This window comes from Micromonospora sp. LHW51205 (assembly GCF_003315815.1).
GTDB classification, from domain to species: domain Bacteria; phylum Actinomycetota; class Actinomycetes; order Mycobacteriales; family Micromonosporaceae; genus Micromonospora; species Micromonospora chalcea.
In genome coordinates this window covers 113,161-136,160 of record NZ_QMEZ01000011.1, presented here as the reverse complement: position 1 = coordinate 136,160, position 23,000 = coordinate 113,161, and the positions used below count along the sequence as shown (strand labels likewise).

Below are 23,000 nucleotides of genomic sequence, written 5' to 3'. Positions count from 1 at the left end.
GACGGTCCCGGCGCCTTCGCGTGCGGGTCACTGACGTGGCAGCCGCATCGCCATCGTCGGCGCCTCGGCCATCACCGAGTTCGGGGTGTACGTGGCGTCGCTGCTCATCTTGGCGGCGCGGCCCACCTGCACGCCCGGGTACAGCTCGATCAGGTCCCCCTCGGCGAGCACCCGGGACTGCTGCGGCGCCAGCGCGATCCGCTCGTTCTCCGCCATCGAGCCACCCGGGCGTACGCCGGAGCCGTTGGTGCTGGTGTCGGTGACCACCACCTCGCCCACGCGCAGCTCCAGCCGGATGTGGCTGCGGCTGATCCAGCGCCGGGCCTCGTCGTTGAGCCACTGGCCCAGCGTCACCGCGCCCGGCCCCTCCGGCGCCCGGCCGACCTGCACCGGCTCGGTCTCGGTGAGCGCGAACCGCTTGCGCACCAGCCCGCCGATGCGCACCGCGAGCACCTCGGTACGCGGGCGCGGACCGGCGTCGGAGAGCCGAGCGCCGTGCCGGGGGCAGGTCGGTGCGCCGGTGCGCAGCGTGGGCGGCGGCTGCTCGGCCGGCGCCCGGTCCACGGCGGCCAGGTCGGCGAACGCGCCGCCGCCCCCGCCGCCGCCGAACAGCGCGCAGCCCGGTTCGGGGCAGCGCCACTGCCGGGAGAGCAACTTGACGCCGGCCGGTGAGCGGCTGCCGGTGGCCGGGTCCTGGCCGCCGCCGACGTGCGCGATGAACACCGGCCCACCGGCGCCGGGCACCGGGGCGAGCACGCGCCCGGCCTGCCCGAGCCACGGGTACCGGCCGACCAGCCCGTCCAGCCGGGCCCGGGTGAGCACCGGCAGGCCGAGCAGGTCGGCCACCTCCAGCATCCGGTCACCGGGCTGGTCGAGCACCTCCACCAGGCCGTCGTCGGCCCAGCGGCGGACCACCATCCGCTCGTTGGAGGTCAGGTCGGCGTCGGACAGCAGCGCCCGGTGCACGATCGCGTAGACCGGGACGCTGTCCTCACCGATCTGCCGGGACAGCGCGTCGATGACCATGCCGAGGCGCAGCAGGCTGGCCGGCCGACCGCCGTCCAGGTTCTGCCAGCGGATGACCTCGGCCAGGTCGACCACGGCCCGGGCCAGCGACGGATCGGTGCAGACCCGTCCCTCGATGGCGTCGAGCACCTTGCTGATCTCGAATCTCATGCCGCAGCTCCGCACGATGTCGTCCCGTGACGCGGCCGGGGTGGTACGCCCCGCCGTGCCGCGCGCCACCACCGTGGCGCGCCCTCCACCAAGCGACGACCCTACCGGCAGCCGGCCGGGTCAGCCCGCGCGCAGCGGGCGGCCCACGTCGTGCAGGTGCGCCAGCGCCTGCCGGTACGACTCGATCAGCCCGGTCTCCGCGTACGGGACGCCCTGCTCCGCGCAGTACGCCATCACCAGCGGCCGGGCCCGGCGCAGGTTGGCGCGGGGCATGTTCGGGAACAGGTGGTGCTCGATCTGGTAGTTGAGCCCGCCCAGCGCCAGGTCGACGAGCCGGCCGCCGCGTACGTTGCGCGAGGTGAGCACCTGCTTACGCAGGTAGTCGAGGCCGTCCTCGTCGGTCGGCATCGGCATGCCCTTGTGGTTCGGGGCGAACGAGCAGCCCATGTAGAGGCCCCACAGCCCCTGGTGCACGGCCGCGAACACCAGCGCCTTGGCCGGTGACATGACCGCGAACAGCAGACCGAGGTAGCCGGCGGCGTGGGCGGCGAGCAGCAGCGCCTCCACCGCGCGGTGCCGCATCGGCACCCGCCACCGCCCGTCCGGTTCGCGGTCGACGAGCGCCCGCACGCTCGCCACGTGCAGCGCCAGCCCTTCCAGCAGCAGCAGCGGGAAGAACAGCCACGCCTGGCGGCGGGCCATCCACCGGCCCAGGCCGCGCGTGGCGCTCGCCTGCTCGTACGTCCACACCAGCGCGCCCGCGCCGACGTCCGGGTCCTCGTCGGTGTGGTTCGGGTTGGCGTGGTGGCGGTTGTGCTTGTCGACCCACCAGCCGTAGCTGAGCCCGACGGCGAGGTTGCCGGCGACCAGCCCGGCCGCCTCGCTGGGCCCGCGCCGCCGGAACATCTGCCGGTGCCCGGCGTCGTGGCCGAGGAACGCCACCTGTGTGGTGGCCACCGCCATCACCACTGCCAGCGGCACCTGCCACCACGAGTCACCGACGAGCGCCACCACGGCCCAGCCGGCCAGGAACGCGCCGAGCGTGAGCGCGATCCGCAGCGCGTACCGGCCGGGCCGCCGCTCCAACAGTCCCGCCTCGGCGATGCGGCGGGACAGCCGCGCGTAGTCGCTGCCCCGCCGTGCCGCGGGTTCCGTCGACGTGGAAGAAGTCATGTCGCCCCCCGATGCGCGAGCCACGCTCTCGTACGCGACTCTCCGTCACCGATTCTGGCGACGATCGTCGCCGTGGGTAATCCCGCAGACCCCCGGCTCGGGGGTGGTGCTGTCCCTACCCCGCCGGGCCGGACCCGGGCAAACGATCTTCGTCACACCGCAGCAAGCCCACGCATCGGTGGGCGCACCCCCTCTGACCAGCTAATCTGTACGTAAAGATGAGTGCCGTTCATCCGAACGGTCAGCCGTGCCGGACGCACGGTCATCGACAGACGGGAGACATCACGGTGCGTGGATTGACAGACAAGGTGGTGCTCGTGACGGGCGGCGGCTTCAGCCCCGACCAGGTCGGCTCCGGACTCGGCATGTCCATGTGCGTCGAGCTGGCCGCCGAAGGCGCGAAGGTCGTCGTCTCCGACCTCTCCCTGGAACGCGCCGAGGCGACTGTCACCCGCGTCAAGGAAGCCGGCGGCGACGCGGTGGCGGTGGCGGCCGACGTCACCGACGAGGACTCGGTACGCGCCATGGTGAGCGCCGCCCTCGACGCGTACGGGCGCATCGACGTGCTGGTGAACAACGCCGGCGTGTTCGGCGCGTACGTGCCGCTGCTGGAGATCGAGAACAAGCAGTGGGACCGCGTCATGGAGGTCGACCTGAAGGGCGTCTTCCTCGCCACAAAGGCCACGTTGCCGCACATGCTGGAGCGCGGCAAGGGTGTCGTGATCAACGTGTCGTCGGCGTCCGGCCTGGTCGCCAGCGAGGTCGGCGCGGAGTACACCACCGCCAAGCACGGCGTCATCGGGCTCACCAAGCAGATCGCCTACGACTACGGCCACCAGGGCATCCGCGCTGTGGGCATCGGCCCCGGCGTGATCAAGACCGCCGCCTTCGAGGGCGCGGAGATCACCAGCGACTTCCCGTTCTACGACCTGACCATGCAGGCGCCCGCCGGCCGGTACGGCGAACCGCACGAGATCGCCCGCGCGGTCTGCTTCCTCGCCAGCGACGACGCGTCGTTCATCCACGGCCACACCATCCCGGTCGACGGCGGCTCGCCGATCAGGTGAGGCGCACCGGCGCAGCGAAGCCCTCTCACCACAGTCGGTGAGAGGGCTCGCCGCTCGGGTCAGCCGAGCCGGGCCACGGCCTCGCGCAGCCGGACCAGATCACGCCGGCGCCGCTCGTAGGTGGCGGCCAGCCCGATCAGCAGCAGCCCGCCCACGCCCAGGAAGAGCCAGCGGGGCAGCAGGTCCCAGCCCCGGGCCAGCTCGTGCAGCGCCAGCGGCACCAGCGTGGCCGAGCCCAGCACCACCGGCGCCTGCCAGCGCCGGGCCGCCCCGCCCAGCACCACCGCCACCGCCGCCGCGCCGAGCGCGAGCCGCCGCCACGGCTGCGGCTCACCGGAGACGAGCACCGACACGAGGCTCGGCAGGAACGCCGCGCCGAGCGCCGGACCGAACGTCAGCCAGCTGGTCAGCCCGGGCCGGCGTCGCAGCGCCAGCAGCCCGGCGCCCAGGGCGAGCGCCGCCGCCGGCAGCGTGTACGCCTCCAGCACGACCACCCCGCGCGCGGCCAGCACCAGCCACCCACCGACCAGTTCGCTGCCGGCGGCCACCGCGGCCAGCACGCGACGCCCGCCCGGCGACTCGCTCCGGCGCAGCACCCGGACCGCGACGGCCACGCCCCACAGCACGCAGACCGCCGCCGCGTGCCGCAACGAGCCGCCGGTGAGCAGCAGCGCGAGCAGCGCCACCGCCTGCGCCGCCGCCTCCAGCGCCCACGCGCCGGCCCGCCCGACGCCGCCCGGACCGCCGGACCGGACCACGCGCAGCAGCGGCGCCGCGTGCAGCGTCACGGCCGCGACGGCCAGGACCGCGAACGCCCCGGTACGCAGCGACTGCCCGGCCGTCAGCGACGCGACGAGGGCGAACCCGGTGGCCGCCGCGACGGCGCCCAGCCACCCCACGATCCGGACCACCGCCGGCCGTCCGGCCACCCCGGTCACCGCCCCGGCCACCACCAGCACACCGAGCGCGGCGAGCGTCCCGGCCCGGGTGGCGAGCAGACCACCGAACCCGGGTACGGCCAGCACCACGGCCAGCGGCACGAGCACCGCCCGGTACGCCCCGGTCAGCGCGGCGGTCAGCAACGCGGCCAGCCCGACCCCGAACGCCGTCGCCGGCACCACCGGCCAGGGCGCGCCGGCCGCCTCGGCCAGCACCGGCAGCGCCACCGCGCCGAACGGCGCCCCGGCGACCCACCACGCGACGCGGCGACCCGTCGCGGCGTACGCCCCGGCGGCGACGCCCAGGAGCAGCAGCACCAGCCCGGCGCGGGCGGTCCCGGCGGAAGCCGCCGCGGCGGCGGGCACCCCGGACCCGGGCCGCACCGGCAGGCTCGCGAGCACCAGCAGCACGGTCCGCGCCGTGGCCAGCAACGCCACCACGGCCAGCGCGGCGCCCACCGCGCGCGGGGCGGCCGCCGGCCGGGAGCCACCCCCGGCGGCGAGCGCCAGCAGGACCCCCGCCGCCGCGTAGAGCGCCACCGGTTCCCCGCCCGGCGCGACGAGCGGCACCAGGCCGGTCCCGGCGAGCGCCACGGCGAGCCCGGTCGAGGCGTACCCGCTCAGGTCGGTCCACAGGCGACGGACGGCGAGGACGACGACCACCGGCACCACGACGGCGGCGGCAGCACCCCGCAGTTGCCACCACGGCGGCGCGCCGAGGCCGAACAGCGCGACGGCCACCGCCGCCGGTACGGCGACCAGCGCCACCGCGAGCGCGACGCCGCCGACGACCGGCTGCGCGCCCAGCCCGCGCCGGCCCAGCCCGGCCACCGTCACGCCGAGCAGCGCCGTCACGGCGAGCACCGCCACCGCCCCGCCGGGCGCGGCGACGCCGACCAGCAGCGCGTGCCCGAGCAGCACCGCGGCGGCCGACGCGGCGACCGGGACCGCCACCCGGCCCGGGCGCGGCCGGGCCACCGCCGCCAGCAGCAGCGCGGCGGCCGCCACGAGGTCCACCACCAGCACCAGCGGCCACGGCACGGCCGTCACGGCCGGCGCGGCGAGCGCGACCAGCCCGGCGGCGATCACACCGACCAGCGGCCGGCCGGCCCGGGGCGTCAGCAGCGCGACCGCGCCGGCGGTCAGCAGCAGGGCCGCCGGGAGCTGCCAGCCCCAGGACGGGACCGGCACGTCCCGCCCGCCCTGCCAGGCCGGGAACGAGGCGCTCGCGGTCGCCGCGCCGACCACGCCGGTGAGCACGACGGTGACCTGGCCCAGCGCGGCGGCCACCGCGAGCACGCCCACGAGCGGACCGGTCCGCACCGGCGCGGGCAGCGCCCGGACCGCACCGGCGAGCGCCGCCACCACGAGGCCGGCGGCGATCAGCAGCAGCCCGGAACGCAGCTCGGCGACCGGCCGGATCAACGCGCCCGCGAGCACCGGCGCCAGCAGTCCGGTGGTGGTCGCGCGCCAGAACCGGCCGCCGGCCGCTACCGCGCCCACGACCGCTGCCAGCACCACCAGCAGCAGCGGGCCACCGGCCAGCAGCGGCGTGCCCGCCGCGTGGCCGACCGCCAGCGGCACCAGCGCGCAGCCGGCCGCCACGACCAGCGCCACGCCGTGCCCGGTCCAGCCCAGCACCAGCCCGACCGCCACCACGGCGCGGTTGCCGGAGGTACGGCGGCGCAGCGCCACCACCACCGCGAGGTCGCCGAGCGCCACGGCGGTCAGCACCAGCGCCCAGCCGGCGGCGGTGGGCCGGAACGCGGCCACGGCCAGGGGCAGCGCCGGCTGCGCCAGCAGCCACGCCGCGAACCAGGGTGCGGTGAGCCGGCTGACCAGCGCGTATCCGGCCGCCACCGCGGTACTGACGGCAGCGACCAGCGCCGCGTACCGGCTGCCGGGCAGGCCGGTCACCCCGAACAGGTCCACCGACCAGGCGGCGTACCCGTCCAGGACCACCAGCAGCAACGCCACCGAGGCGAGCGTCTCGGCAGTGCCGCGCAGCCCGCGCGCCCGGGCGACGAGCGGCGCGGCCAGAGCAAGCGCGGTGACCGCCAGCAGGATCAGCGCCCGGCCGGTCACCCCGAACGTGGCCCAGGCGACAGCGGTGAACACCACGGCGGCGGTGCCGAGCAGCAGTCCACCCAGGACGAACAGCAGCCCCTGCACCGCCCGGGTGGAGGTTTCCGCGCCGCCGGGGCGTACCGGGGCGGGGGCCTGCGGGATTTGACGCGGCGGCGGCGCCGGGAGCGGCGCGGGACCGGCGGCGCCCGGCACGGGGATCTCCTGACGGATCCGGGCGGCCAGCGCCGACCGCCGCTGCCGGGCCGTGGACAGGCGGCCGGACAGATCGTGGTACGCGAGCCGGGCCGCCTCGACGCGCGGCGCCAGCTCGGTGATCTCCCGGTCCAGCCGGATCACCTCGGCGGCGGGCGGGTAGGGCGGACGGCCGCAGCCGCGGCATCCGGCGACGAGGTCGGCCGGGGCGCCGCAACCGGGGCAGGGGTAGCCGGTGTTCTCCACCCGGCCAGCTTCGCGGGCGGCGGGGCGGGCGGACAGAGTAGGAGTACCTAGGGCCGGGTCTGCTCGCGCACCCAGGCGGTGTAACCGGGGTTGCCGCTGTCCTCCCGGCTGACCAGGATCTCCGGCACCTCGTACGGGTGGTTGGCGCGGAGCTGGTCGACCAGCGCGTCCACCCGGTCCGGCGCGGTCTTGAACCGCACCTGCCACTCGGCGGTGGTCTGGATCGCCGACTGCCACCAGTAGGTGCTGTCCACCGGGCCGCCGACCTGGGCGCACGCCGCCAGCCGGCCGGCGACCGCCGCGGCCGCCAGCACGTCCGCGACCCCGCGGGCGTCCACCACAGTCGTCACCACGCAGATCTGCTCCACCAGCGCACCTTACGTGGCGCGCGACGGGCGCGCCGAACAGGCGCGGGGAATCGGATCAGGCGTCGACGGTGCCGTTGCGGTTGTCCGCGATCCACCTGTCGATGCGGGCCCACCAGTCGAACAGCCAGTCGATGCGTTCCTGCTCGCCGGCCGGGATCTCCTCCGGCGGCACCGACCAGAACCGCATCACGATCCGCTTGTCCATCGGCAGCTCGCGCCACACGTCGGCGACGGTGAGCATCTGGTCCAGGCCGGTGTGCGCCACGAAGATCACTCCGGCGTCCGGCGCGGCGTCGAGCGCGGCGAGCAGCCCGCCGGGCTGCGGGGCGAGCACGTGCCGCATCCGCTCGGCGCGGCGCGCCATCCGCTCCAGCCCGAGCCCGCGGAGCCGGTCGATCGCGCGCAGCCGCCGGGACGGGGTGAAGTTGCCCCCCTCCGGGAAGATCACGAAGGCGTCGTCGTCGTCCAGGCCGGTGGCCAGGTGCCCGATCTGCCGCACCACCGAGTCGCGCCCGTCCGGCCCGGCCGCGATGAACCGGTTGGGCAGCCGGTTGAGCAGCACGTCGATGGCCGGATCCCACTGGAGCGTCTCCTTGAGCACGATCCGGGGTTCCCGGTTGAACCAGTTCACCAGCGCGTGGATCAGGATGAACGAGTCACCGGGCCCGGCGTGCCGGCAGACCACCAGCTCGGGGCGGCCGGGCAGGGCGGTGTCCGGGTCGGTGCCGACCACGTCGATGCTCAGCCGCAGCGTCCACCGGGCCTGCCAGAACATCACCCGCAGGAACCACCCGGCGAGCACGTAGTGGGCCCGCTGGAAGGCCGGCGCACGCTTGTAGACGCCGAAGCCGGAGGCCAGCCAGAGCAGGAACAGGGCGAGCAGCGCGGCGGCGTCCCAGACCAGGTAGACGGTGCCGAACCAGAGCAGCCGCAGCGGGCGCAGCCGTCCCGGCACCAGCGGCGACGCGGCGAGCGCGAGCAGCGCCCAGGCCGGCAGCGTGGTCACCACGAAGAAGGCGAGCAGCACCACTCCGGGCGCGAGCACCAGCCGGCGGAGCCAGCGGGGCGGCAACGGCATCAGCGCTCCAGCGCGGTGTCCAGGTATCGGCGGGAGGCAGTGTACGCGCGACTGATCCGCCGGCCCACCGCCGCGGTGTCCCGGTACGCCCACGGGCTGTCGTCGCGCGGCTCCAGCCCGCCGGTGGGCAGCACGTGTACCTCCACGTCCTCGGGCAGCGCCGCCATCTCCCGCGCGAACCGGTGCCGGCGGGCGATCTCGAACGCCACCTGGGCGATCTCCCAGGGGCGGCGCGGCGGGCTCAGCTCACGCTCTATCCGGCCCACCTGGAGCACGAAGATCTGCTTCGCGCCGAGCAGCACCGCCTCGCCGACCGGGATCGAGTTGACCACGCCGCCGTCGATGTAGTGCTGGCCGTCGATCTGGGTCGGGGGCAGCAGCCCGGGCACCGAGGCGGAGGCGAGCACGGCCGGCACCAGCGGCCCGCTGTGGAACCAGTGCTCGGCGGCGCGCTCGATGTTCGCGGCGCAGCAGCGGAACGGCACGGCCAGGTCGGCGAAGGTGGTGTCCTCGCCCAGTGTGCTCTCCAGCAGGCGGTACAGCGGCCGGGGCGAGTGCAGGTGGGTACGGGCGGCGAACCGGCGCAGCTGGCGGGCGACCGAGTCGCCGTACACCTCGCTGGCCTCGGGCGACGCCCAGAGCCGGACCAGCCGGTCGGTGACCGCCTCGGTCGGGTCGGCGGCGACCAGGGCGCCGTTGACCGCGCCGATCGAGGTGCCCAGCACCAGGTCGGGTTTGATCCGGGCGCGGAACAGGGCGCGCAGCATCCCCACCTCGACCGCGCCGAGCACTCCCCCGCCGCCGAGCACGAACGCCACCGGACCTGCTGCCATGACGTTCATCCTGGCACGCGGCCCACAGCCGGCCGGGCGGACCGTCCCCGCTGGTCCCGGCGGTGACCGGGAGCCATCACGGATGCGCGCCGCGCGATCGGCGCCGCGCGGACTGTTGACAGGTAAGACACATTCACGCAACCTGATAGCGCTCCCGAGCCCAGGCAGGTGCGAGCTGATGGCGACACTCCAGGCCGGCCGCCTGCTGGCCCGTCGGTACCGGCTCATCGACCGGATCGGCGCCGGTGGCATGTCGGTGATCTGGCGGGCCCGCGACGAGGTGCTCGACCGGGTGGTGGCGGTCAAGGTGCTCGCGCCCTCACTCGCCGCCGACGCCCGGTTCCGCGACATGGTGCGCGAGGAGGCCCGCTCGGCCGCCCAGCTCGACCATCCACATGTCACGGCCGTGCACGACTACGGCGAGACGGTGGCGCCGGACGGCTCGATCACCTCGTTCGTGGTGATGGAGCTGCTCGCCGGTGAGGAGCTGGAACACCGGCTCACCGAGGGGCCGCTGCCCTGGCCGGAGGCGGTGGAGACGGGCGCGCAGGTGGCCGAGGCGCTCGCCGCCGCGCACCGGCTCGGCATCGTGCACCGGGACGTGACCCCGGCCAACGTGATGATGACCGGCACCGGGGCGAAGGTGCTCGACTTCGGCATCGCCACCCGGGTCGGGACGCCGGACGACGACGAGGACGGCGGCACGTTCGGCACCCCCGCGTACGTGGCGCCGGAACGGCTGGACGGGGCGCCGGCCCAGCCGGCCACCGACGTCTACTCGCTCGGCGTGCTGCTGTTCGAGACGCTGACCGGGCACCCGCCGTACCCGGCGGAGACCTGGGAGGAGCTCAGCGCCGCGCTCGCGGAGAGCCCGGAGCCCAGCCTCGACGGCGTACCGGGGCTGCCGGGACCGGTCGCGGAGATCTGCCTGCGCTGCCTGGCCCGCGACCCGCGACAGCGGCCCACCGCGCACCGGGTGGCGGCCGTGCTGCGCGACCAGATGCTGCCCGCCGACCCGCAGGCCGCCACCATGCTGGCGCCCACCATGACGCTGCCCGCGCTGCCGCCGACGCCCACTCCTGCGCCTGCCCCGACGCCCGCTCCCCCGCCGCCCGGGCCGGCCGCGGACCCGGTCCCGCCGGGCAACCCGGCCGCCGCGCCGAGCCGGCGGCGCGTCCTCGCGCTCGCGGCGGCCGGCGTGGCGGTGGTCGCCGCCGCCGCGCTGCTCGTGCCCACGCTGACACCGGACCGGCCGGAGGACCCCCGGGTGCTGCCGACCGCCGGGCCGGTCCAGCCGCCGTCCACCGTCGCGCCCGCGCCGGAGCCGCCGGTCGTCACGGCGCCGGCCACACCGTCGAGCGCGCCCGCCACCGGCGGCAACCGTCCGCCCGCGACCGGCCAGCCCGACGCCGCCGAACGGGTCGACGGGCTGATCGAGGCCGGGCTGGCGGAGGGTCAGATCCGCGAGGACGTCGGGGTGGACCTGCGCAACCTGCTGCGCAACGCGGTCGCCGCGAGCGGTGAGGGCGAGGTGACCGCCGCCGTGGACCGGCTCCGCGACAAGATCGACGAACGCCGCCGCGAGGGCAGCATCACCCCTGGGTACGCGCGGCGACTCGACGCGGCCGCCGCGGAACTCGTGGCCGGGCAGACCTGACCGGTCAGCCCGCGACCGCGGGCGCGACCGCCCGGGGTGCCCGTGTGCCCGCTCGCGCGGCCAGGAAGCCCCGGTAGACCGCCTCGTAGTCGGCGGCCATCCGCTCCACCGAGAAGTTCTCCGCGACATGCGCGACGCAGTCCGCCGGATCCAGGCCGGCTGCCGCCGACAACGCCGCCGGCAGCTCGTCGGCGTCGTCGCAGACGAACCCGGTGACCCCGGAGCGGACCAGCTCCGGCACCGCGCCCCGGCGCAGCGCCACCACCGGGGTGCCGGTCGCCATCGCCTCCACCATCACCATGCCGAACGGCTCCGCCCACTGGATCGGCATGATCAGGCAACGGGCCTCCAGCAGCAGCCGCCACGCGGCCTCGCGGTCGGCGTTCAGCACGAGCGTGACGTCGTCGCCCAGCAGCGGCCGTACCACCTGTTCCAGGTAGCGGCGCTCGGCCGGCTCGTTGCACTTGCCGGCCAGCGTGAGCGGCAGCCCGGCCGCCCGGCACGCCGCGATCGCCACGTCCGGGCCCTTGTCCGGGCTGAACCGGGCCAGCCAGAGCACCGGTCCCGTCCCGGGCGCCCGCTTGCGCGGGACGTCCCGCAGCGGCATCGCGTTGTGCACCGTGCCGGCCCAGGGCAGCCCCGGATTCGCCCGGCGCTGCGCGTGCGAGATCGCGACCAGGCCCACCCCCCGGTCGGTGTTGCCGAGCACGGTGCCGTACTCGCCCACCGGGTTGCCGTGCACGGTCGCGACAGTGGGCACCCGGCGGCGTCCGGCCACCAGCGGGCCGATCGTGCTGTGGTCGTGCACCAGATCGAAGTCCGCCGGGCCGATCAGGCGGTCGACGTGGGCCAGGTGCGCCAGCTCGGGCAGCGACTCGCCCATCCGCTCGTACTGCAGCTCGTCGCAGGTGGAGACGAAGTCGGCCGAGGTGCCGTGCCCGGTCCCCGCCCCGAACAGCGTCACCGCGTGCCCCCGCTCGACGAGCGCGTCGACCAGTCCCGCGACCAGCGTCTCCAGCCCGCCGTAGCCGGGCGGCGGCACCGACAGCCAGGGCGGCACCACCATCGCGATCCGCAGCGGCCCGGCCCGCCAGCGCTCCGAGGACTGCTGGTTCACGGCCACGAGTCCTCCCCGCTCGGTCCCCGGCGTACCCGCTGGGTCGCGGGTTCCCGGCCCGGCCCGCGGTAAACGACACGCCGTCGGCTCAGCCGGACACCACGATCCCGACGTGCACCTCACGTACGCCCGGCAGGGCCCACGCGGCCCGTTCCGCCTCCTCGCGCTGCCACCAGGCGCCCACGACGCCGTCGAGCACCACAGTGTCGCCGTCGACCCGGGCGTCGATGCGCTCGGTGCCGGTCCGCCGCAGCAGCAGGCGGCGCAGGTCGAGGCGCTGCTGCTCGTCGCTGGGCGGGGCCGGGGGCCGTACCTCGATCAGGTTCGTCACCCCACGTACGCCGCGCAGCCGGCGCAGCTCACGCTCGGCGGTACGGCGCTGGAAGCCGAACTCGACCTCGCCCCGGAGCATGACCCAGCCGGCGGCGACCGTCACGTCCAGCCGTTCGGCCGGCACGAAGCTGTCCCACTCCAGCGCCCGGCCGGCCGCGATCGCGATGTCGGCGTCGGTACGCCGGTCCGTGGCGGTCAGGTCGACCTCCAGGTCGCTGGCGACCGCGCGCACCCCGCGTACCCGGTGGGCGCAGCGCTCGACGGCCCACCGCCGCGCGTAGCTGTCCACCCGCCCGGTGAGCGTGACGACGCCGTCGGCGACCGTCACGCCGACGTCGGTGGCCCGGGTCTGCGCGTCCCAGTCCAGTTCGGCGAGGACGTCGCGCTGGATCTGCTGGTCGGTACGCACGGTGGACGTGGTGGTCATGCCCCCAGCGTGGCCCGGTTGCGGGTGAGCCGGTCTCACCCGCACCGGGTGAGAAAGAGGACGGGCGGCGGGCGACGGAGCCAACCCCCTTGGCTCCGTCGCCCGCCGCCCAGGAGGGAGGCAGGTCTTGGGGACTATGACGTCTCGGCGAGCGTCACGGTTGCGGTCTCGGCGGATCCGTTTCGCTTGTACTCGACCTCGACCCGGTCGCCGACCTTGCCGGCCTGCACCGCGCCGACCAGATCGTTCGAGTCGTTGATCACCTTGTCGCCGAACTTGGTGATCACGTCGCCGCGCTGGAGCCCGGCCTTCTCCGCGGGGCTGCCCGGAGTGACGGCGGCGACGAGCGCGCCGCCGTCCTCGGCGCCGTTCACGCTCACCCCGAGCGAGGGGTGGCTGATCTTCTCGCCGCGCTGGAGCTTCTCGGCCACGTCCTTGGCCTTGTTGCTCGGGATGGCGAAGCCCACGCCGATGTTGCCGGTGCTGCCCTGCCCGGCGGTGGCGATGGCGGTGTTGATGCCGATCACCTCGCCCCGGGTGTTGACGAGCGCGCCGCCGGAGTTGCCCGGGTTGATCGGGGCGTCGGTCTGCAGCAGGCCGGAGATCGAGCTGGCGCCCTGCTGCGGGTTCTGCTGGCCGCTGCCCGCCTGGATGGTGCGGTCGCGGGCGCTGAGGATGCCGGCGGTGACCGAGCCCTGCAGGCCGAGCGGGCTGCCCAGGGCGAGCACCTGGTCACCGACCTGCATGGCGTCGCTGTCGCCGAACTTCGCCGCCTTCAGGTCGCTGACCCCGCTGGCCTGGACCACCGCGAGGTCGGTCTTCGGGTCGGTCCCGACGATCTTGGCGGTCGCGCTCTTGCCGTTGGCGAAGACCACCCGGACGGTGTCGCCACCGGCGCTGGCGACCACGTGGTTGTTCGTCAGCACGAACCCGTCGGCGCTGAGGATCACCCCGGATCCCTCACCGCTGCCCGTCATGATCGTGACGATGCTGTCCTGGACGGACGCCGCGATCTTGGGCAGGTCGGCGCTGTTGATGATCGGGGCGGCGGAGTAGGTGCGGGTCGGGCCGTCCCCGTCGAGCGCGAGCGCCAGCGCGCCACCGGCCACGCCCGAGCCGAACATCAGCGCCAGCGCCAGCGCGCCCACGCCGACGATCTTCCCGGCCCGGCTGGGCCGCGCCGGCTGCGGCGTGCCCCACGGCGGGGTCGGCTGCCCGGCCTGGTACGGCTGGTAGCCGTGCTGCCCGTGCTGTCCGTGCTGTCCCTGGTACGGCTGCGCCTGGTACGACGGGACCGGCCCGCCGCTGTGCGGCGCCGACTGGTAGCCCGAGCCGCTCTGCTGCTGGGCCCAGCCGTGCTGCTGGTGCTGCTGCCCGTACCAGGGGTGCTGCTGCTGCGCCGCGGCCTGGTACGGCGTCCCGCCCTGCGGCGGGTACGGGCCGGCCGGCGGAGCGGCCGGGTTCGTGGTTCCGGCCTGCGCCGTGGTTCCGGCCTGCGCCGTGGTTCCGGCCTGCGCCGTGGTTCCGGCCTGCGCCGTGGTTCCGGCCTGCGCCGTGGTTCCGGCGGCCGGGGAGTCGGCCGGAACCGGCGCGGCGGCCGGTGTGTTCGAGGTGTTCGAGGAGTCCGACGTCCCGCTCTCGACGCGGGGCAGCTCGGCGGTGTGGTGCGACGGCTCGGCGTCGGCGGGGGCCGGCGACCGCTGCGGATCGGTCTCGTGGTCGGTCATGCCCCCAGCTTTCCCTGTGGCACTGTCATCAGCCTGGAATCCGCCTGGAAGTTTTCTGAACGTCACTCGCCCGGCTCGGGCGCCTCGGGCAGCAGCGGCAGCTTCACCCGGAACGTCGCCCCGCCACCGGGGGTCTTGTCCACCTCGACGGTGCCGTGGTGCGCGGCCACGAGCGCGGCCACGATGGCCAGGCCGAGGCCGGTGCTGATCGGCCCGCCGGCCCGCCGGGTACGGGCGGCGTCCACCCGGTAGAACCGTTCGAAGACCCGCTCGGCCTGCTCCGGCGTGAGGCCGGGACCGGTGTCCGCCACCTCCACCACGGCGAGGTTGCCCGCCTCCGCCCGCAGCCGCAGCGTCACCGAGGCGTCCGGTGGGGTGTGGGTGAGCGCGTTCGTCATCAGGTTGCCGATCACCTGGCGCAGCCGGGCGTCGTCGCCGAGCACCACCAGCGGGCCCGCGCCCGGGTCCCGCTCCAGCTCGATCCGCCGGTCCGGGGCGACCACCCGGGCCGCCTCCACCGCGTCCGAGGCCAGCACCGGCAGCTCGACCGGGGCCAGCGCGATCGGCCGTTCCCGGTCCATCCGCGCCAGCAGCAGCAGGTCCTCCACCAGCAGCCCCATCCGGGCCGCCTCGTCCTCGATGCGGCGCAGCAGGTCGGCGGTCTGCTCCGGCGCGCGCGCCGCGCCCTGCCGGTACAGCTCGGCGAAGCCCCGGATCGTCGTCAACGGCGTCCGCAGCTCGTGCGAGGCGTCGGCGATGAACTGCCGCATCCGCTCCTCGGACCGGCGGGCCCGCGCCTCAGACGCCTGCGCGTACGCGGCCGCGTCCCGCGCGCCCATCTCGGCGCTGCGCGCCGCCGCCTCGGAGGCCGCCCGCGCGGTGAACGCGGCCTCGATCTGCGCCAGCATCGCGTTCAGCGCCCGGGACAGGCGACCCAGCTCCGAGGTCGGGCACGGCCGTCCCATCTCCGGGTCGGGCACGCGCCGGGTCAGGTCGCCGCCGGCGATGGCCGCCGCCGTACGCTCTATCTCCACCAGCGGCTTCAGGCTGGTACGGACGATTCCGGCGCCGACGGACGCCAGTGAGATCAGCACCGCGCCCCCGACCAGAAGGTCGATCCACACGAGCTGCCGGACGGCCATGTCGACGTCGGTCAGATGTTCCCCGATCAACGCCATCTGCCCGTTCGGCAACTGGGTGTAGAGCACCCGCCAGCGGACCGAGCTGTCGCGCGCCCGGACGGTGAACGGATCTCCCTCCAGTTTCCGGAACCCGCTCACCTCCGTGGGCCAGCTCGGCAGGTCCCGCTCCTGGAACCGATCCGTGTCGTAGGCGATTCCGCCGTCGACCTCTCCGCTGCCCCGGCTGGTCAGCACCACGAGGTAGTCGCTGGGCAACGTGATACCGGTCGGCGGGATCGACTCGAACCGGTTCACCGAGTCGCTCAGCTCGGTATCGATCTGCCCGACGAGATAGCTGCGCAGGAAATAGGCGGTAGACACGCTGATCACCACCAGGGCCGCAGCCACGAGCGCGAGGACGGAGGCGACGAGCTTCAGCCGGAGCGGGACGCTGCGCAGCCTGCCCTTCGCGTCGTGGACGACGTTCACGCCGCCGGCTTGCGTAGCACGTAACCCACTCCCCGGAGCGTGTGGATCAGCCGCGGCTGGGTGTTGTCGACCTTGCGGCGCAGATACGAGATGTACGACTCGACGATGTTGTCGTCACCGCGGAAGTCGTAGTTCCAGACGTGGTCGAGGATCTGCGCCTTGCTGAGCACCCGGTTGGCGTTGAGCATCAGGTAGCGCAGCAGCTTGAACTCGGTCGGCGAGAGCTGCACCCGCTGACCGGCGCGGTGCACCTCGTGCGTCTCCTCGTCCAGCTCCAGGTCGGCGAAGGTGAGCCGGGACGGGGTCTGGTCGCCGGTCGCGGTGCGCCGCAGCACGGCCCGGATCCGGGCGGTCAACTCCTCCAGGCTGAACGGCTTGGTGACGTAGTCGTCGCCGCCCAGGGTGAGCCCGCGGATCTTGTCGTCGGTGGCGTCGCGCGCGGTCAGGAAGACCACCGGGGTACGGGTGCCGCCCTCGCGGAGCATCCGGATGACCTCGAAGCCGTCCAGGTCGGGCAGCATCACGTCCAGCACCACCAGGTCGGGCCGGTGGTCCTTGGCCGCGTTCAGCGCGGCGCTGCCGCTGGTCGCGGTGGCCACGTCGAAGCCCGCGAAACGCAGGCTCGCGGAGAGCAGTTCGAGGATGTTGGGATCGTCCTCGACCACGAGCAGTCGAGCCTCCGTCTGGGTAGCCGCCATGGGCCCCATCATCCGCGCTCCGGCTGCGGCCACGCTGGGTGGACCCTGGAAACAACCTGTGAGATCAGCGGAACAGTCGCCGCAGCCCTTCGGCCGCTCCGTCGAGCATCCGGATCGCGGTCCGGAGCTGGTTGTCACTGAGCCGCCGCGCCCGCACCAGCGCGCCGACCTCGACCGTGAACGCGGCCAGCCGCTTGTCGAACTCGGCGAGCAGCGGCGAGTCGTCCGGACGGGCCGATCCCCCGTCGCCCGCCGGACGGGCCGTGGCGGAGGCCGTCCACGCGCCCTGCCGGGTCTGTCGGGCCACCTCGCGCAGTTCGCGCTTCAGGTCGCGGACCGAGCCGCGTACCTCGTTGTGGATCTCACCGGCCAGCGCGGACAGGTCCTCGACCGCGGCGCCGATGTCGGCCTCCAGGGTCGACAGCTCGTCGGCGCGCTGCCGCAGTTCGGCGCGGCCCGCCTCGGTGATCTCGTAGACCTTGCGGCCGCCCACGGCGGTGTGCGTGACCAGGCCCTCCGCCTCCATCCGTTGCAGACGGGGGTAGATGGTGCCGGCGCTGGGCGCGTACAGGCCGAGGAAGCGGTCCTCCAGCAGGCGGATCAGCTCGTATCCGTGCTTCGGGCCGTCGTCGAGCAGCTTCAGCAGGTAGAGCCGGAGCCGGCCGTGGCTGAACACGGCGGTCACGGCAGCTCCTCCACGTCCTCGGCGGTCGCGACCGGGCGGGCGAGCAGCGCGATGCTGCCGGAGGTCGCGGAGGCCCAGAGCCTACCCGTACCGCCGCCGAGCACTCCGTGGCTGTCCTTGATCGAACCGAAGCCCCGCTGCCCGCCGTCCACCTGCGGAAAGCCGCTGGTGATCTTGCCGGCGGTGGTGTGCAGGTGCACCGTGAGGTCGCTGTCCTCGCGGACCCGTACGGTGATGCTGCCGGAGATGGCGCTGAGCCGGATCTCGCTGCCCCGCGGGTTGTCCAGGTCGCAGGTGATCGAGCCGGAGACGGCGTGGGCGCGTACCCGCTCGGGCGCGCTGTCGGCGAGGATCAGCTCACCGGAGACCGTCTCCAGGTCGAGGTCGCCGCCGATGCCGAGCGCCTCGACCGGGCCGGAGATGACCTTGGCGCTGGTGCGTCCCCGCAACCCCCGCAGCGTGACCTCGCCGGACGTGACGTCGACCCTGGTGTCCCCGCGCAGGCCGGAGGCGACGAGCGTGCCGTCCACCAGGTGCAGGTCGGCGAGGACCTCGGCCGGTACGGCGACCGACACCTCGGCGCGATACCGGCGGTGGAAGCCGCCGAAGGACCAGAGCACGCCCGGCCACCGGGTCGGCCGCTCGTGCTGGACGGTCAGCCGGCCGTCGCGCATCTCGACCAGGAGTGGCCGCCGGCCGATCCGGGTGACGTCGACCCGTGCCGGGCCGTCCGTGGCGACCACGTTGAGCCGGCCGCTGACCAGCCGGACGTCGAGCCGGGTGACCGGCTCGTCCACCGTGATCCGCTGCGGGCTGTCGACCGTCCAGTTGGTCATGGCGTCCTCCCCTCGACGACGTACCGACCGACGGCACGTCGAGTAACACGAGGAGCGTAACGCGATACATCGCGACTGAACAAGCGCCTATCGCGACTGTGTCGCGTCTCCGACGCCCGTTCGCCCCCTCGTCCGCCCGCAGCCGGTAGATCTTGGAAGCAAAAGGTCCTCATGACGGCCGTTTGCTTCCAAGATCTCTGACGGTCCGGCGCGACGCGCGCGCCGGTCAGGCCTGCGGACGGGCGGGGCCGGGCGGATCGCGGCCTCGGCGGCCCGGGCCAGCGCCCTACGGTCCGCCCCCGGCGCCGGGTACAGCGCGGCCCGCACCGTCACGACCACGGTCAGGTCCCGGGCGGCGAGCACCCGGCGCATCGAGGCCCACAGCGTCTCCTCGCCGAGGAAGGCGGCGAGCGTGCCCGGGTCACCGCCGTACCGGTAGGCGAGGTCCAGCGGCACCACCGGCGTGCCGGTGGCCACGGCGGCCTGGAACATCGCCGGGCGGAAGCCACCGGCCGGGCGACAGTCGGTGGCGGCGCCGCACCAGGTCGTACCCTCCGGGAAGACCGCCACCGGCCGCCCGGAGCGCAGCGACTCGGCCACGCGCGCGACGGTGGCGGGCAGGTCGCGCGGGCGGGACCGGTCCACGAACACGGTGCCCGCCGCGGCGGCGAGCGCACCCACCACCGGCCAGCGCCGCACCTCGCGTTTGGCCAGCATCCGGGCCGGCGAGACCGCCAGCACCGCCAGGACGTCCAGCCACGAGACGTGGTTGGCGACCAGCAACGCCCGGCCGCGCGGCGCCCGGCCCCGGGCCACCAGCCGCACCCCGAGGGTACGCAGCGTCCACCGCGCCCAGCCGCGCGTCGCGGCCCGCCCACGCGCCGCCGGCAGCAGCGGCAGGAGCGCGGCCAGGCCGGCCCCGGCCAGCAGCATTCCGAGTACGCCGAGCAGCCGTCCCGCCCGGCGCAGGCGCGACACCTCCGGGGTGGTGGGCGGCGGCAGGCAGTCCGGCCCGCAGCCCGACGCGGGCCGCCACAGGCCCTCCCCCGGCCCGCCCCCGGCACGACCGGCCACGCCCCCGACGGGACCGGCCGCGGCCCTGCCACGCGGAGGAGCAGCGGCGGTCACGAGCCGCCGCCGAGGAAGTGCCGCAGGTAGCGCGCGTTCATCCGGTCGAGCGAGAACAGCACGTAGAAGTCGGCGCAGCCGAAGTCGCTGTCGTACGCCGGCTCACCGGCCACCCAGGCGCCGAGCCGCAGGTAGCCGCGCAGCAGCGGCGGCACGAGCGCCCGGCGTTCGGCGGGGGTGAGCGCGCCCGGGTCGGCGGCGGGCGCCTCGGCGAACCAGGGTCGGCGCGGGGTCACCCGCAGCGCCGGCGGGGCCAGGTGCCGGGCGCTGACCTCGGCCCACACCGCAGCGGCGGCGACCCCGCCGTCGGTGACCGGCACCGAGGCGCAGCCGCCGAGCCAGCGGGAGCCGCGCAGATGCAGGTAGCGGCAGATCCCGGCCCACATCAGGTTGATCACGGCGCCGGTCCGGTGGTCCGGGTGCACGCACGAGCGGCCCGCCTCGACCAGGTCGTCGCGGAGCGGGGCGAGCGGGCGCAGGTCGAACTCGCCGTCGGCGTACCGGCGTGCGGTGCGGCCGGGTGGCAGCAGCCGGTACGTGCCGACGACCTCGCCGGTGCCCTCGCGCAGCACCACCAGGTGGTCGCAGTGCGCGTCGAACTCGTCGGAGTCGAGCCCGGTGACGGCGCTCGGCACTGTGGCGCCGAGTTCGCCGGCGAACACCTCGTGGCGCAGGCGTTGCGCGGCCGCGACCAGTGTCGGGTCGTCGGCGATCAGCAGGGTGTAACCGCTGGTCGTGAGCGGTGCGCCAGCGGCGTGCAGAACGGCCATGGCTCCTGTGTAGGTGCCGTGGGTTGCCACCGGGCGGGGTGAGGGGTGTCGATCCGGTGAACGCCGGTCGGCGGCGTCGTGCGCACCGGGACGGCCGGTGCGGCGCGGGGGTGTGCGAGGCTGCCGGACGCCGGCGAGGGCGCCGGCGGAGGTGAACCCGGAGGTGCGCATGCTGGTCGAGGCCCGGTTCCAGGGACCGGACGGTTCGGGCAACGGCGGCTGGAGCGCCGGGATCTTCGCCGCGCTGATCGACGACCGGGGGCCGGTGGAGGTCACGTTGCGCCGGCCGCCGCCGCTGGAGACCCCGCTGACCGCCGCCGACGGCGAGGTACGCGACCCGGACGGCCAGTTGATCGCCCAGGTACGCCGGGTGGAGCCGGTCGAGGCGGTGGTGCCGCCGGTGGACCGGGCGACGGCGGCCGACGCCGCGCGGGCGTACCCCGGTCTGCTGGACCACCCGTTTCCCCGCTGCTTCGTCTGCGGCCCGGCGCACCCGGACGGCCTGCGGATCTTCCCGGGGCGGCTGCCGGACGGGCGGACCGCCGCGCCGTTCCGCGCCCCGGCCGAGGTGACGCCCGCGACGGTGTGGGCGGCGCTGGACTGCCCCGGCGGCTGGGCTGTGCTCGCGCCCGGCCGCCCGTACGTCCTGGGGCGGATCGCCGCACAGGTCACGGCGCTGCCACGACCCGGCGACGAGTGCGTGGTGACCGGCCTCGCGGTGGGCGGCGAGGGGCGGAAGGCGGAGGTGCACACCAGCCTGTACGGTGCGGACGGCGCATTGCTCGGCCGCGCCCGGGCCACCTGGGTGGCGCTGGCGACCGCCTGATGTCCTACCTGAGGAGGACGGCGCGTACACGTCCCGCCTGATTGACCCCCTTGCGCCGGGTTGGAAGGCTGTTGCGGGGCGCCCCCGCAACAGCGCCCCCACCGGCGCGCGTCATGCCCGCCGGGGCAGGAGAGGAGAATGATGTCCGACGGGCAGCCACGCCCCAGTGCCGGGACCGGCCAGATCATCGTGTCCGGCCTGACCAAGCAATACAAGACCGTCCGCGCGGTGGACAACCTGTCGTTCACCGTCGAGCCGGGCCGGGTCACCGGCTTCCTCGGCCCGAACGGCGCCGGTAAGACGACCACGCTGCGCATGCTGCTGAACCTGGTGACGCCGAGTGCCGGCACGGCGACCATCGGCGGCAGCCGGTACGCCGACCTGCCCGACCCGCTGCGCACGGTGGGCGCGGTGCTGGAGGCGTCCAGCGCGCACAAGGGCCGCACCGGCATCAACCACCTGCGGGTGATCTGCGCGGCGGCCGGGCTGCCGAAGGAGCGCGCCGACGAGGCGCTCGCCCTGGTGGGGCTCTCGCCCGCGGCGAAGCGCAAGTTCAAGGGCTACTCGCTGGGCATGAAGCAGCGCCTCGGCATCGCCGCCGCGATGCTCGGCAACCCGCAGGTGCTGATCCTGGACGAGCCAGCCAACGGCCTGGACCCGGAGGGCATCCGCTGGATGCGCGGTTTCCTCAAGGGTCTCGCCGCCGAGGGTCGTACGGTGCTGGTCTCCAGCCACCTGCTCTCCGAGATGCAGCTGCTCGCCGACGACGTGGTGATCATCGCGGCCGGCAAGCTGGTCCGGCAGGGTCCGGTCGACCAGGTGATGGCGTCGATGACGCACGGCGTCCGGGTGCGGGTGCGCACCCCGCAGGCCGACGAGCTGGCCACGGTGCTGCGCGAGCAGTCCGCCACCGTCGACGCCGACCCGCACGGCGCGCTGCTGGTCAGCGGCGTGGACGCCCCGACCGTGGGCCGCCTCGCACTGGCCGCCAAGGTCGAGCTGCACGAGCTGACCACCGAGCGGCCCGACCTCGAAGGGGTCTTCCTGGAGCTGACGGCCGGAAAGGCGGAGATCCGATGACGCTTGTCCGATCCGAACTGCTCAAGATCCGTACCACCAGCACCTGGTGGATCTTCGGGCTGATCAGCCTGCCGCTCTGGGCGCTGGCGCTGCTGTTCAACTGGTTGCAGACCGACGCGCTGGCCGGCGGCGACCTGGGCGAGGTACCGGCCGACCAGGCCGACCAGGTGCAGGCGATCTCCAGCGCCGACAGCCTGGCCGCCAACCTCTACACGAACGGCCAGTTCTTCGGCCTGCTCATCGTGCTGCTGCTCGGCATCGTGGTGGTGACCAGCGAGTTCTTCCACCAGACGGTGACCACCACGTTCCTCACCGCGCCGCACCGCACCGCGGTGATGCTGGCCAAGCTGGTCGCGGCCGGCGTGCTGGCGCTGCTGTTCTGGGTCGTCACCACGGTGCTGAACCTGATCTTCGGGCCGATGATCCTGAATGCCACGAATGTGGGCACCCAGCTCGGCAGCGGAGAGGTCTGGACGTCGGTCGCGCTCAACGGCCTGGCCTACCTGCTCTGGTCGGTGCTCGGCGTCGGGCTCGGCGTGCTGATCCGCAGCCAGATCGGCGCCACGGTGACCGGCATCCTGCTCTACCTGGGCGGCACCATCGGCGCGGCGATCGCCATCGGCCTGCTGGCCGGCCGCTTCGGCGACTGGATCAACCAGCTCCAGCTGCTGGTGCCGTCGCTGGCCTCCAGCCTGATGGTGGCCGGCACCGAGATCCCCGGCAACCCGCCCCGCTGGGCCGGCGCCGCGGTGCTGATCGGGTACGCGGTGGTGACCGGCGCGATCGGCGTCGCCACGATCCGCAAGCGCGACATCTCCTGACCTCGCGCTCAGGCCGGGCCCCGGCCGGTGACACCCGTCACCGGCGGGGGCCTTCGCCGTCTAGCAGGAGTCGCCGGATCACGCAGCGTTTGCCGAACTTCTGGCATCTTCTGTGAAACGGACCAC

General features: G+C 74.8%; 20 protein-coding genes. 5 read left to right on the top strand and 15 right to left on the bottom strand.

The features are described from left to right. Positions 1–27: 27 nt before the first annotated feature. Both DQE82_RS28630 and DQE82_RS28625 read right to left on the bottom strand, forming a co-directional pair. Positions 28–1,176, bottom strand: a complete 1,149-nt coding sequence (locus DQE82_RS28630) for an FHA domain-containing protein (RefSeq protein ID WP_064447934.1) — start codon at positions 1,174–1,176, stop codon at positions 28–30. A gap of 120 nt (positions 1,177–1,296) precedes the next feature. After that, positions 1,297–2,349 carry an acyl-CoA desaturase gene (locus tag DQE82_RS28625; RefSeq protein WP_113974707.1) on the bottom strand — a complete coding sequence of 351 codons (1,053 nt, stop codon included), beginning with the start codon at positions 2,347–2,349 and terminating at the stop codon, positions 1,297–1,299. Between the two features lie 287 nt (positions 2,350–2,636). On the opposite strand from DQE82_RS28625, the gene DQE82_RS28620 reads away from it, so the two are divergent. Then, positions 2,637–3,416: an SDR family NAD(P)-dependent oxidoreductase gene (locus DQE82_RS28620; RefSeq protein WP_082931086.1), complete on the top strand. Its 780-nt coding sequence runs from the start codon at positions 2,637–2,639 to the stop codon at positions 3,414–3,416. A 59-nt stretch (positions 3,417–3,475) separates the two neighbouring features. On the opposite strand, the gene DQE82_RS28615 is transcribed toward DQE82_RS28620, so the two are convergent. Genes DQE82_RS28615 through DQE82_RS28600 form a run of 4 tightly spaced genes read right to left on the bottom strand, consistent with a single transcriptional unit; the run spans position 3,476 to position 9,159 of the window. Beyond that, entirely contained in the window at positions 3,476–6,880 is a 3,405-nt protein-coding gene (locus DQE82_RS28615) for an SCO7613 C-terminal domain-containing membrane protein (protein ID WP_113974706.1), read from the bottom strand. Between the two features lie 47 nt (positions 6,881–6,927). Beyond that, positions 6,928–7,248 carry a divalent-cation tolerance protein CutA gene (gene cutA / locus DQE82_RS28610; RefSeq protein WP_030503202.1) on the bottom strand — a complete coding sequence of 107 codons (321 nt, stop codon included), beginning with the start codon at positions 7,246–7,248 and terminating at the stop codon, positions 6,928–6,930. A 55-nt stretch (positions 7,249–7,303) separates the two neighbouring features. Then, positions 7,304–8,326 (bottom strand): 1-acyl-sn-glycerol-3-phosphate acyltransferase, encoded by a 1,023-nt coding sequence (locus tag DQE82_RS28605; RefSeq protein WP_064447864.1) that lies wholly within the window; start codon positions 8,324–8,326, stop codon positions 7,304–7,306. Next, a complete protein-coding gene (locus DQE82_RS28600; RefSeq protein ID WP_043328558.1) occupies positions 8,326–9,159 on the bottom strand; it encodes a patatin-like phospholipase family protein in 834 nt (277 codons plus the stop codon). The genes DQE82_RS28605 and DQE82_RS28600 overlap by 1 nt, the downstream gene beginning before the upstream one ends. Before the next feature lie 178 nt (positions 9,160–9,337). On the opposite strand from DQE82_RS28600, the gene DQE82_RS28595 reads away from it, so the two are divergent. After that, positions 9,338–10,816, top strand: coding sequence for a serine/threonine-protein kinase (locus DQE82_RS28595; protein ID WP_113974705.1), 1,479 nt, complete (start codon positions 9,338–9,340; stop codon positions 10,814–10,816). 4 nt (positions 10,817–10,820) lie between these two features. Here DQE82_RS28595 and DQE82_RS28590 read toward each other — a convergent pair whose 3' ends face one another. The 9 genes from DQE82_RS28590 to DQE82_RS28550 all read right to left on the bottom strand — a co-directional run bounded on the left by DQE82_RS28590 (position 10,821) and on the right by DQE82_RS28550 (position 20,147). After that, positions 10,821–11,882, bottom strand: coding sequence for a glycosyltransferase family 4 protein (locus tag DQE82_RS28590; RefSeq protein ID WP_187694160.1), 1,062 nt, complete (start codon positions 11,880–11,882; stop codon positions 10,821–10,823). Positions 11,883–12,021: 139 nt separating this feature from the next. Then, positions 12,022–12,693: a BON domain-containing protein gene (locus DQE82_RS28585; protein ID WP_104114516.1), complete on the bottom strand. Its 672-nt coding sequence runs from the start codon at positions 12,691–12,693 to the stop codon at positions 12,022–12,024. Between the two features lie 134 nt (positions 12,694–12,827). Next, entirely contained in the window at positions 12,828–14,420 is a 1,593-nt protein-coding gene (locus tag DQE82_RS28580; RefSeq protein WP_113974703.1) for a trypsin-like peptidase domain-containing protein, read from the bottom strand. Between the two features lie 62 nt (positions 14,421–14,482). Further along, complete coding sequence (locus tag DQE82_RS28575) at positions 14,483–16,030, bottom strand: HAMP domain-containing sensor histidine kinase (protein WP_113974702.1); 1,548 nt, start codon at positions 16,028–16,030, stop codon at positions 14,483–14,485. Beyond that, positions 16,027–16,728 carry a response regulator transcription factor gene (locus DQE82_RS28570; RefSeq protein ID WP_043328553.1) on the bottom strand — a complete coding sequence of 234 codons (702 nt, stop codon included), beginning with the start codon at positions 16,726–16,728 and terminating at the stop codon, positions 16,027–16,029. The genes DQE82_RS28575 and DQE82_RS28570 overlap by 4 nt, the downstream gene beginning before the upstream one ends. A gap of 64 nt (positions 16,729–16,792) precedes the next feature. Beyond that, on the bottom strand, positions 16,793–17,413 hold the full coding sequence (locus DQE82_RS28565; protein WP_030503210.1) for a PadR family transcriptional regulator: 621 nt from the start codon (positions 17,411–17,413) through the stop codon (positions 16,793–16,795). Beyond that, on the bottom strand, positions 17,410–18,249 hold the full coding sequence (locus DQE82_RS28560) for a DUF4097 family beta strand repeat-containing protein (protein WP_043328551.1): 840 nt from the start codon (positions 18,247–18,249) through the stop codon (positions 17,410–17,412). The genes DQE82_RS28565 and DQE82_RS28560 overlap by 4 nt, the downstream gene beginning before the upstream one ends. Positions 18,250–18,336: 87 nt before the next feature. After that, entirely contained in the window at positions 18,337–19,323 is a 987-nt protein-coding gene (locus DQE82_RS28555) for a 1-acyl-sn-glycerol-3-phosphate acyltransferase (RefSeq protein WP_113974701.1), read from the bottom strand. A 50-nt stretch (positions 19,324–19,373) separates the two neighbouring features. Beyond that, positions 19,374–20,147: a GNAT family N-acetyltransferase gene (locus DQE82_RS28550; RefSeq protein WP_113974700.1), complete on the bottom strand. Its 774-nt coding sequence runs from the start codon at positions 20,145–20,147 to the stop codon at positions 19,374–19,376. Between the two features lie 169 nt (positions 20,148–20,316). On the opposite strand from DQE82_RS28550, the gene DQE82_RS28545 reads away from it, so the two are divergent. The 3 genes from DQE82_RS28545 to DQE82_RS28535 all read left to right on the top strand — a co-directional run bounded on the left by DQE82_RS28545 (position 20,317) and on the right by DQE82_RS28535 (position 22,874). Next, positions 20,317–20,973: a hypothetical protein gene (locus tag DQE82_RS28545; protein ID WP_069087399.1), complete on the top strand. Its 657-nt coding sequence runs from the start codon at positions 20,317–20,319 to the stop codon at positions 20,971–20,973. Positions 20,974–21,111: 138 nt separating this feature from the next. Further along, positions 21,112–22,053 carry an ABC transporter ATP-binding protein gene (locus DQE82_RS28540; protein WP_369799327.1) on the top strand — a complete coding sequence of 314 codons (942 nt, stop codon included), beginning with the start codon at positions 21,112–21,114 and terminating at the stop codon, positions 22,051–22,053. After that, positions 22,050–22,874 carry an ABC transporter permease gene (locus tag DQE82_RS28535; protein WP_104112716.1) on the top strand — a complete coding sequence of 275 codons (825 nt, stop codon included), beginning with the start codon at positions 22,050–22,052 and terminating at the stop codon, positions 22,872–22,874. Before DQE82_RS28540 ends, DQE82_RS28535 begins: the two co-directional genes overlap by 4 nt. Positions 22,875–23,000 lie beyond the last annotated feature (126 nt).

Coding starts and splice junctions, on each gene's coding strand:
- DQE82_RS28605 (WP_064447864.1), bottom strand. CDS start 8,326: ATGCCGTTGCCGCCCCGCTGGCTCCGCCGGCTGGTGCTCGCGCCCGGA.
- DQE82_RS28585 (WP_104114516.1), bottom strand. CDS start 12,693: ATGACCACCACGTCCACCGTGCGTACCGACCAGCAGATCCAGCGCGAC.
- DQE82_RS28535 (WP_104112716.1), top strand. CDS start 22,050: ATGACGCTTGTCCGATCCGAACTGCTCAAGATCCGTACCACCAGCACC.
- DQE82_RS28630 (WP_064447934.1), bottom strand. CDS start 1,176: ATGAGATTCGAGATCAGCAAGGTGCTCGACGCCATCGAGGGACGGGTC.
- DQE82_RS28590 (WP_187694160.1), bottom strand. CDS start 11,882: ATGGTGGTGCCGCCCTGGCTGTCGGTGCCGCCGCCCGGCTACGGCGGG.
- DQE82_RS28540 (WP_369799327.1), top strand. CDS start 21,112: ATGATGTCCGACGGGCAGCCACGCCCCAGTGCCGGGACCGGCCAGATC.
- DQE82_RS28625 (WP_113974707.1), bottom strand. CDS start 2,349: ATGACTTCTTCCACGTCGACGGAACCCGCGGCACGGCGGGGCAGCGAC.
- DQE82_RS28595 (WP_113974705.1), top strand. CDS start 9,338: ATGGCGACACTCCAGGCCGGCCGCCTGCTGGCCCGTCGGTACCGGCTC.
- DQE82_RS28550 (WP_113974700.1), bottom strand. CDS start 20,147: ATGGCCGTTCTGCACGCCGCTGGCGCACCGCTCACGACCAGCGGTTAC.
- DQE82_RS28600 (WP_043328558.1), bottom strand. CDS start 9,159: ATGGCAGCAGGTCCGGTGGCGTTCGTGCTCGGCGGCGGGGGAGTGCTC.
- DQE82_RS28560 (WP_043328551.1), bottom strand. CDS start 18,249: ATGACCAACTGGACGGTCGACAGCCCGCAGCGGATCACGGTGGACGAG.
- DQE82_RS28545 (WP_069087399.1), top strand. CDS start 20,317: ATGCTGGTCGAGGCCCGGTTCCAGGGACCGGACGGTTCGGGCAACGGC.
- DQE82_RS28580 (WP_113974703.1), bottom strand. CDS start 14,420: ATGACCGACCACGAGACCGATCCGCAGCGGTCGCCGGCCCCCGCCGAC.
- DQE82_RS28570 (WP_043328553.1), bottom strand. CDS start 16,728: ATGGCGGCTACCCAGACGGAGGCTCGACTGCTCGTGGTCGAGGACGAT.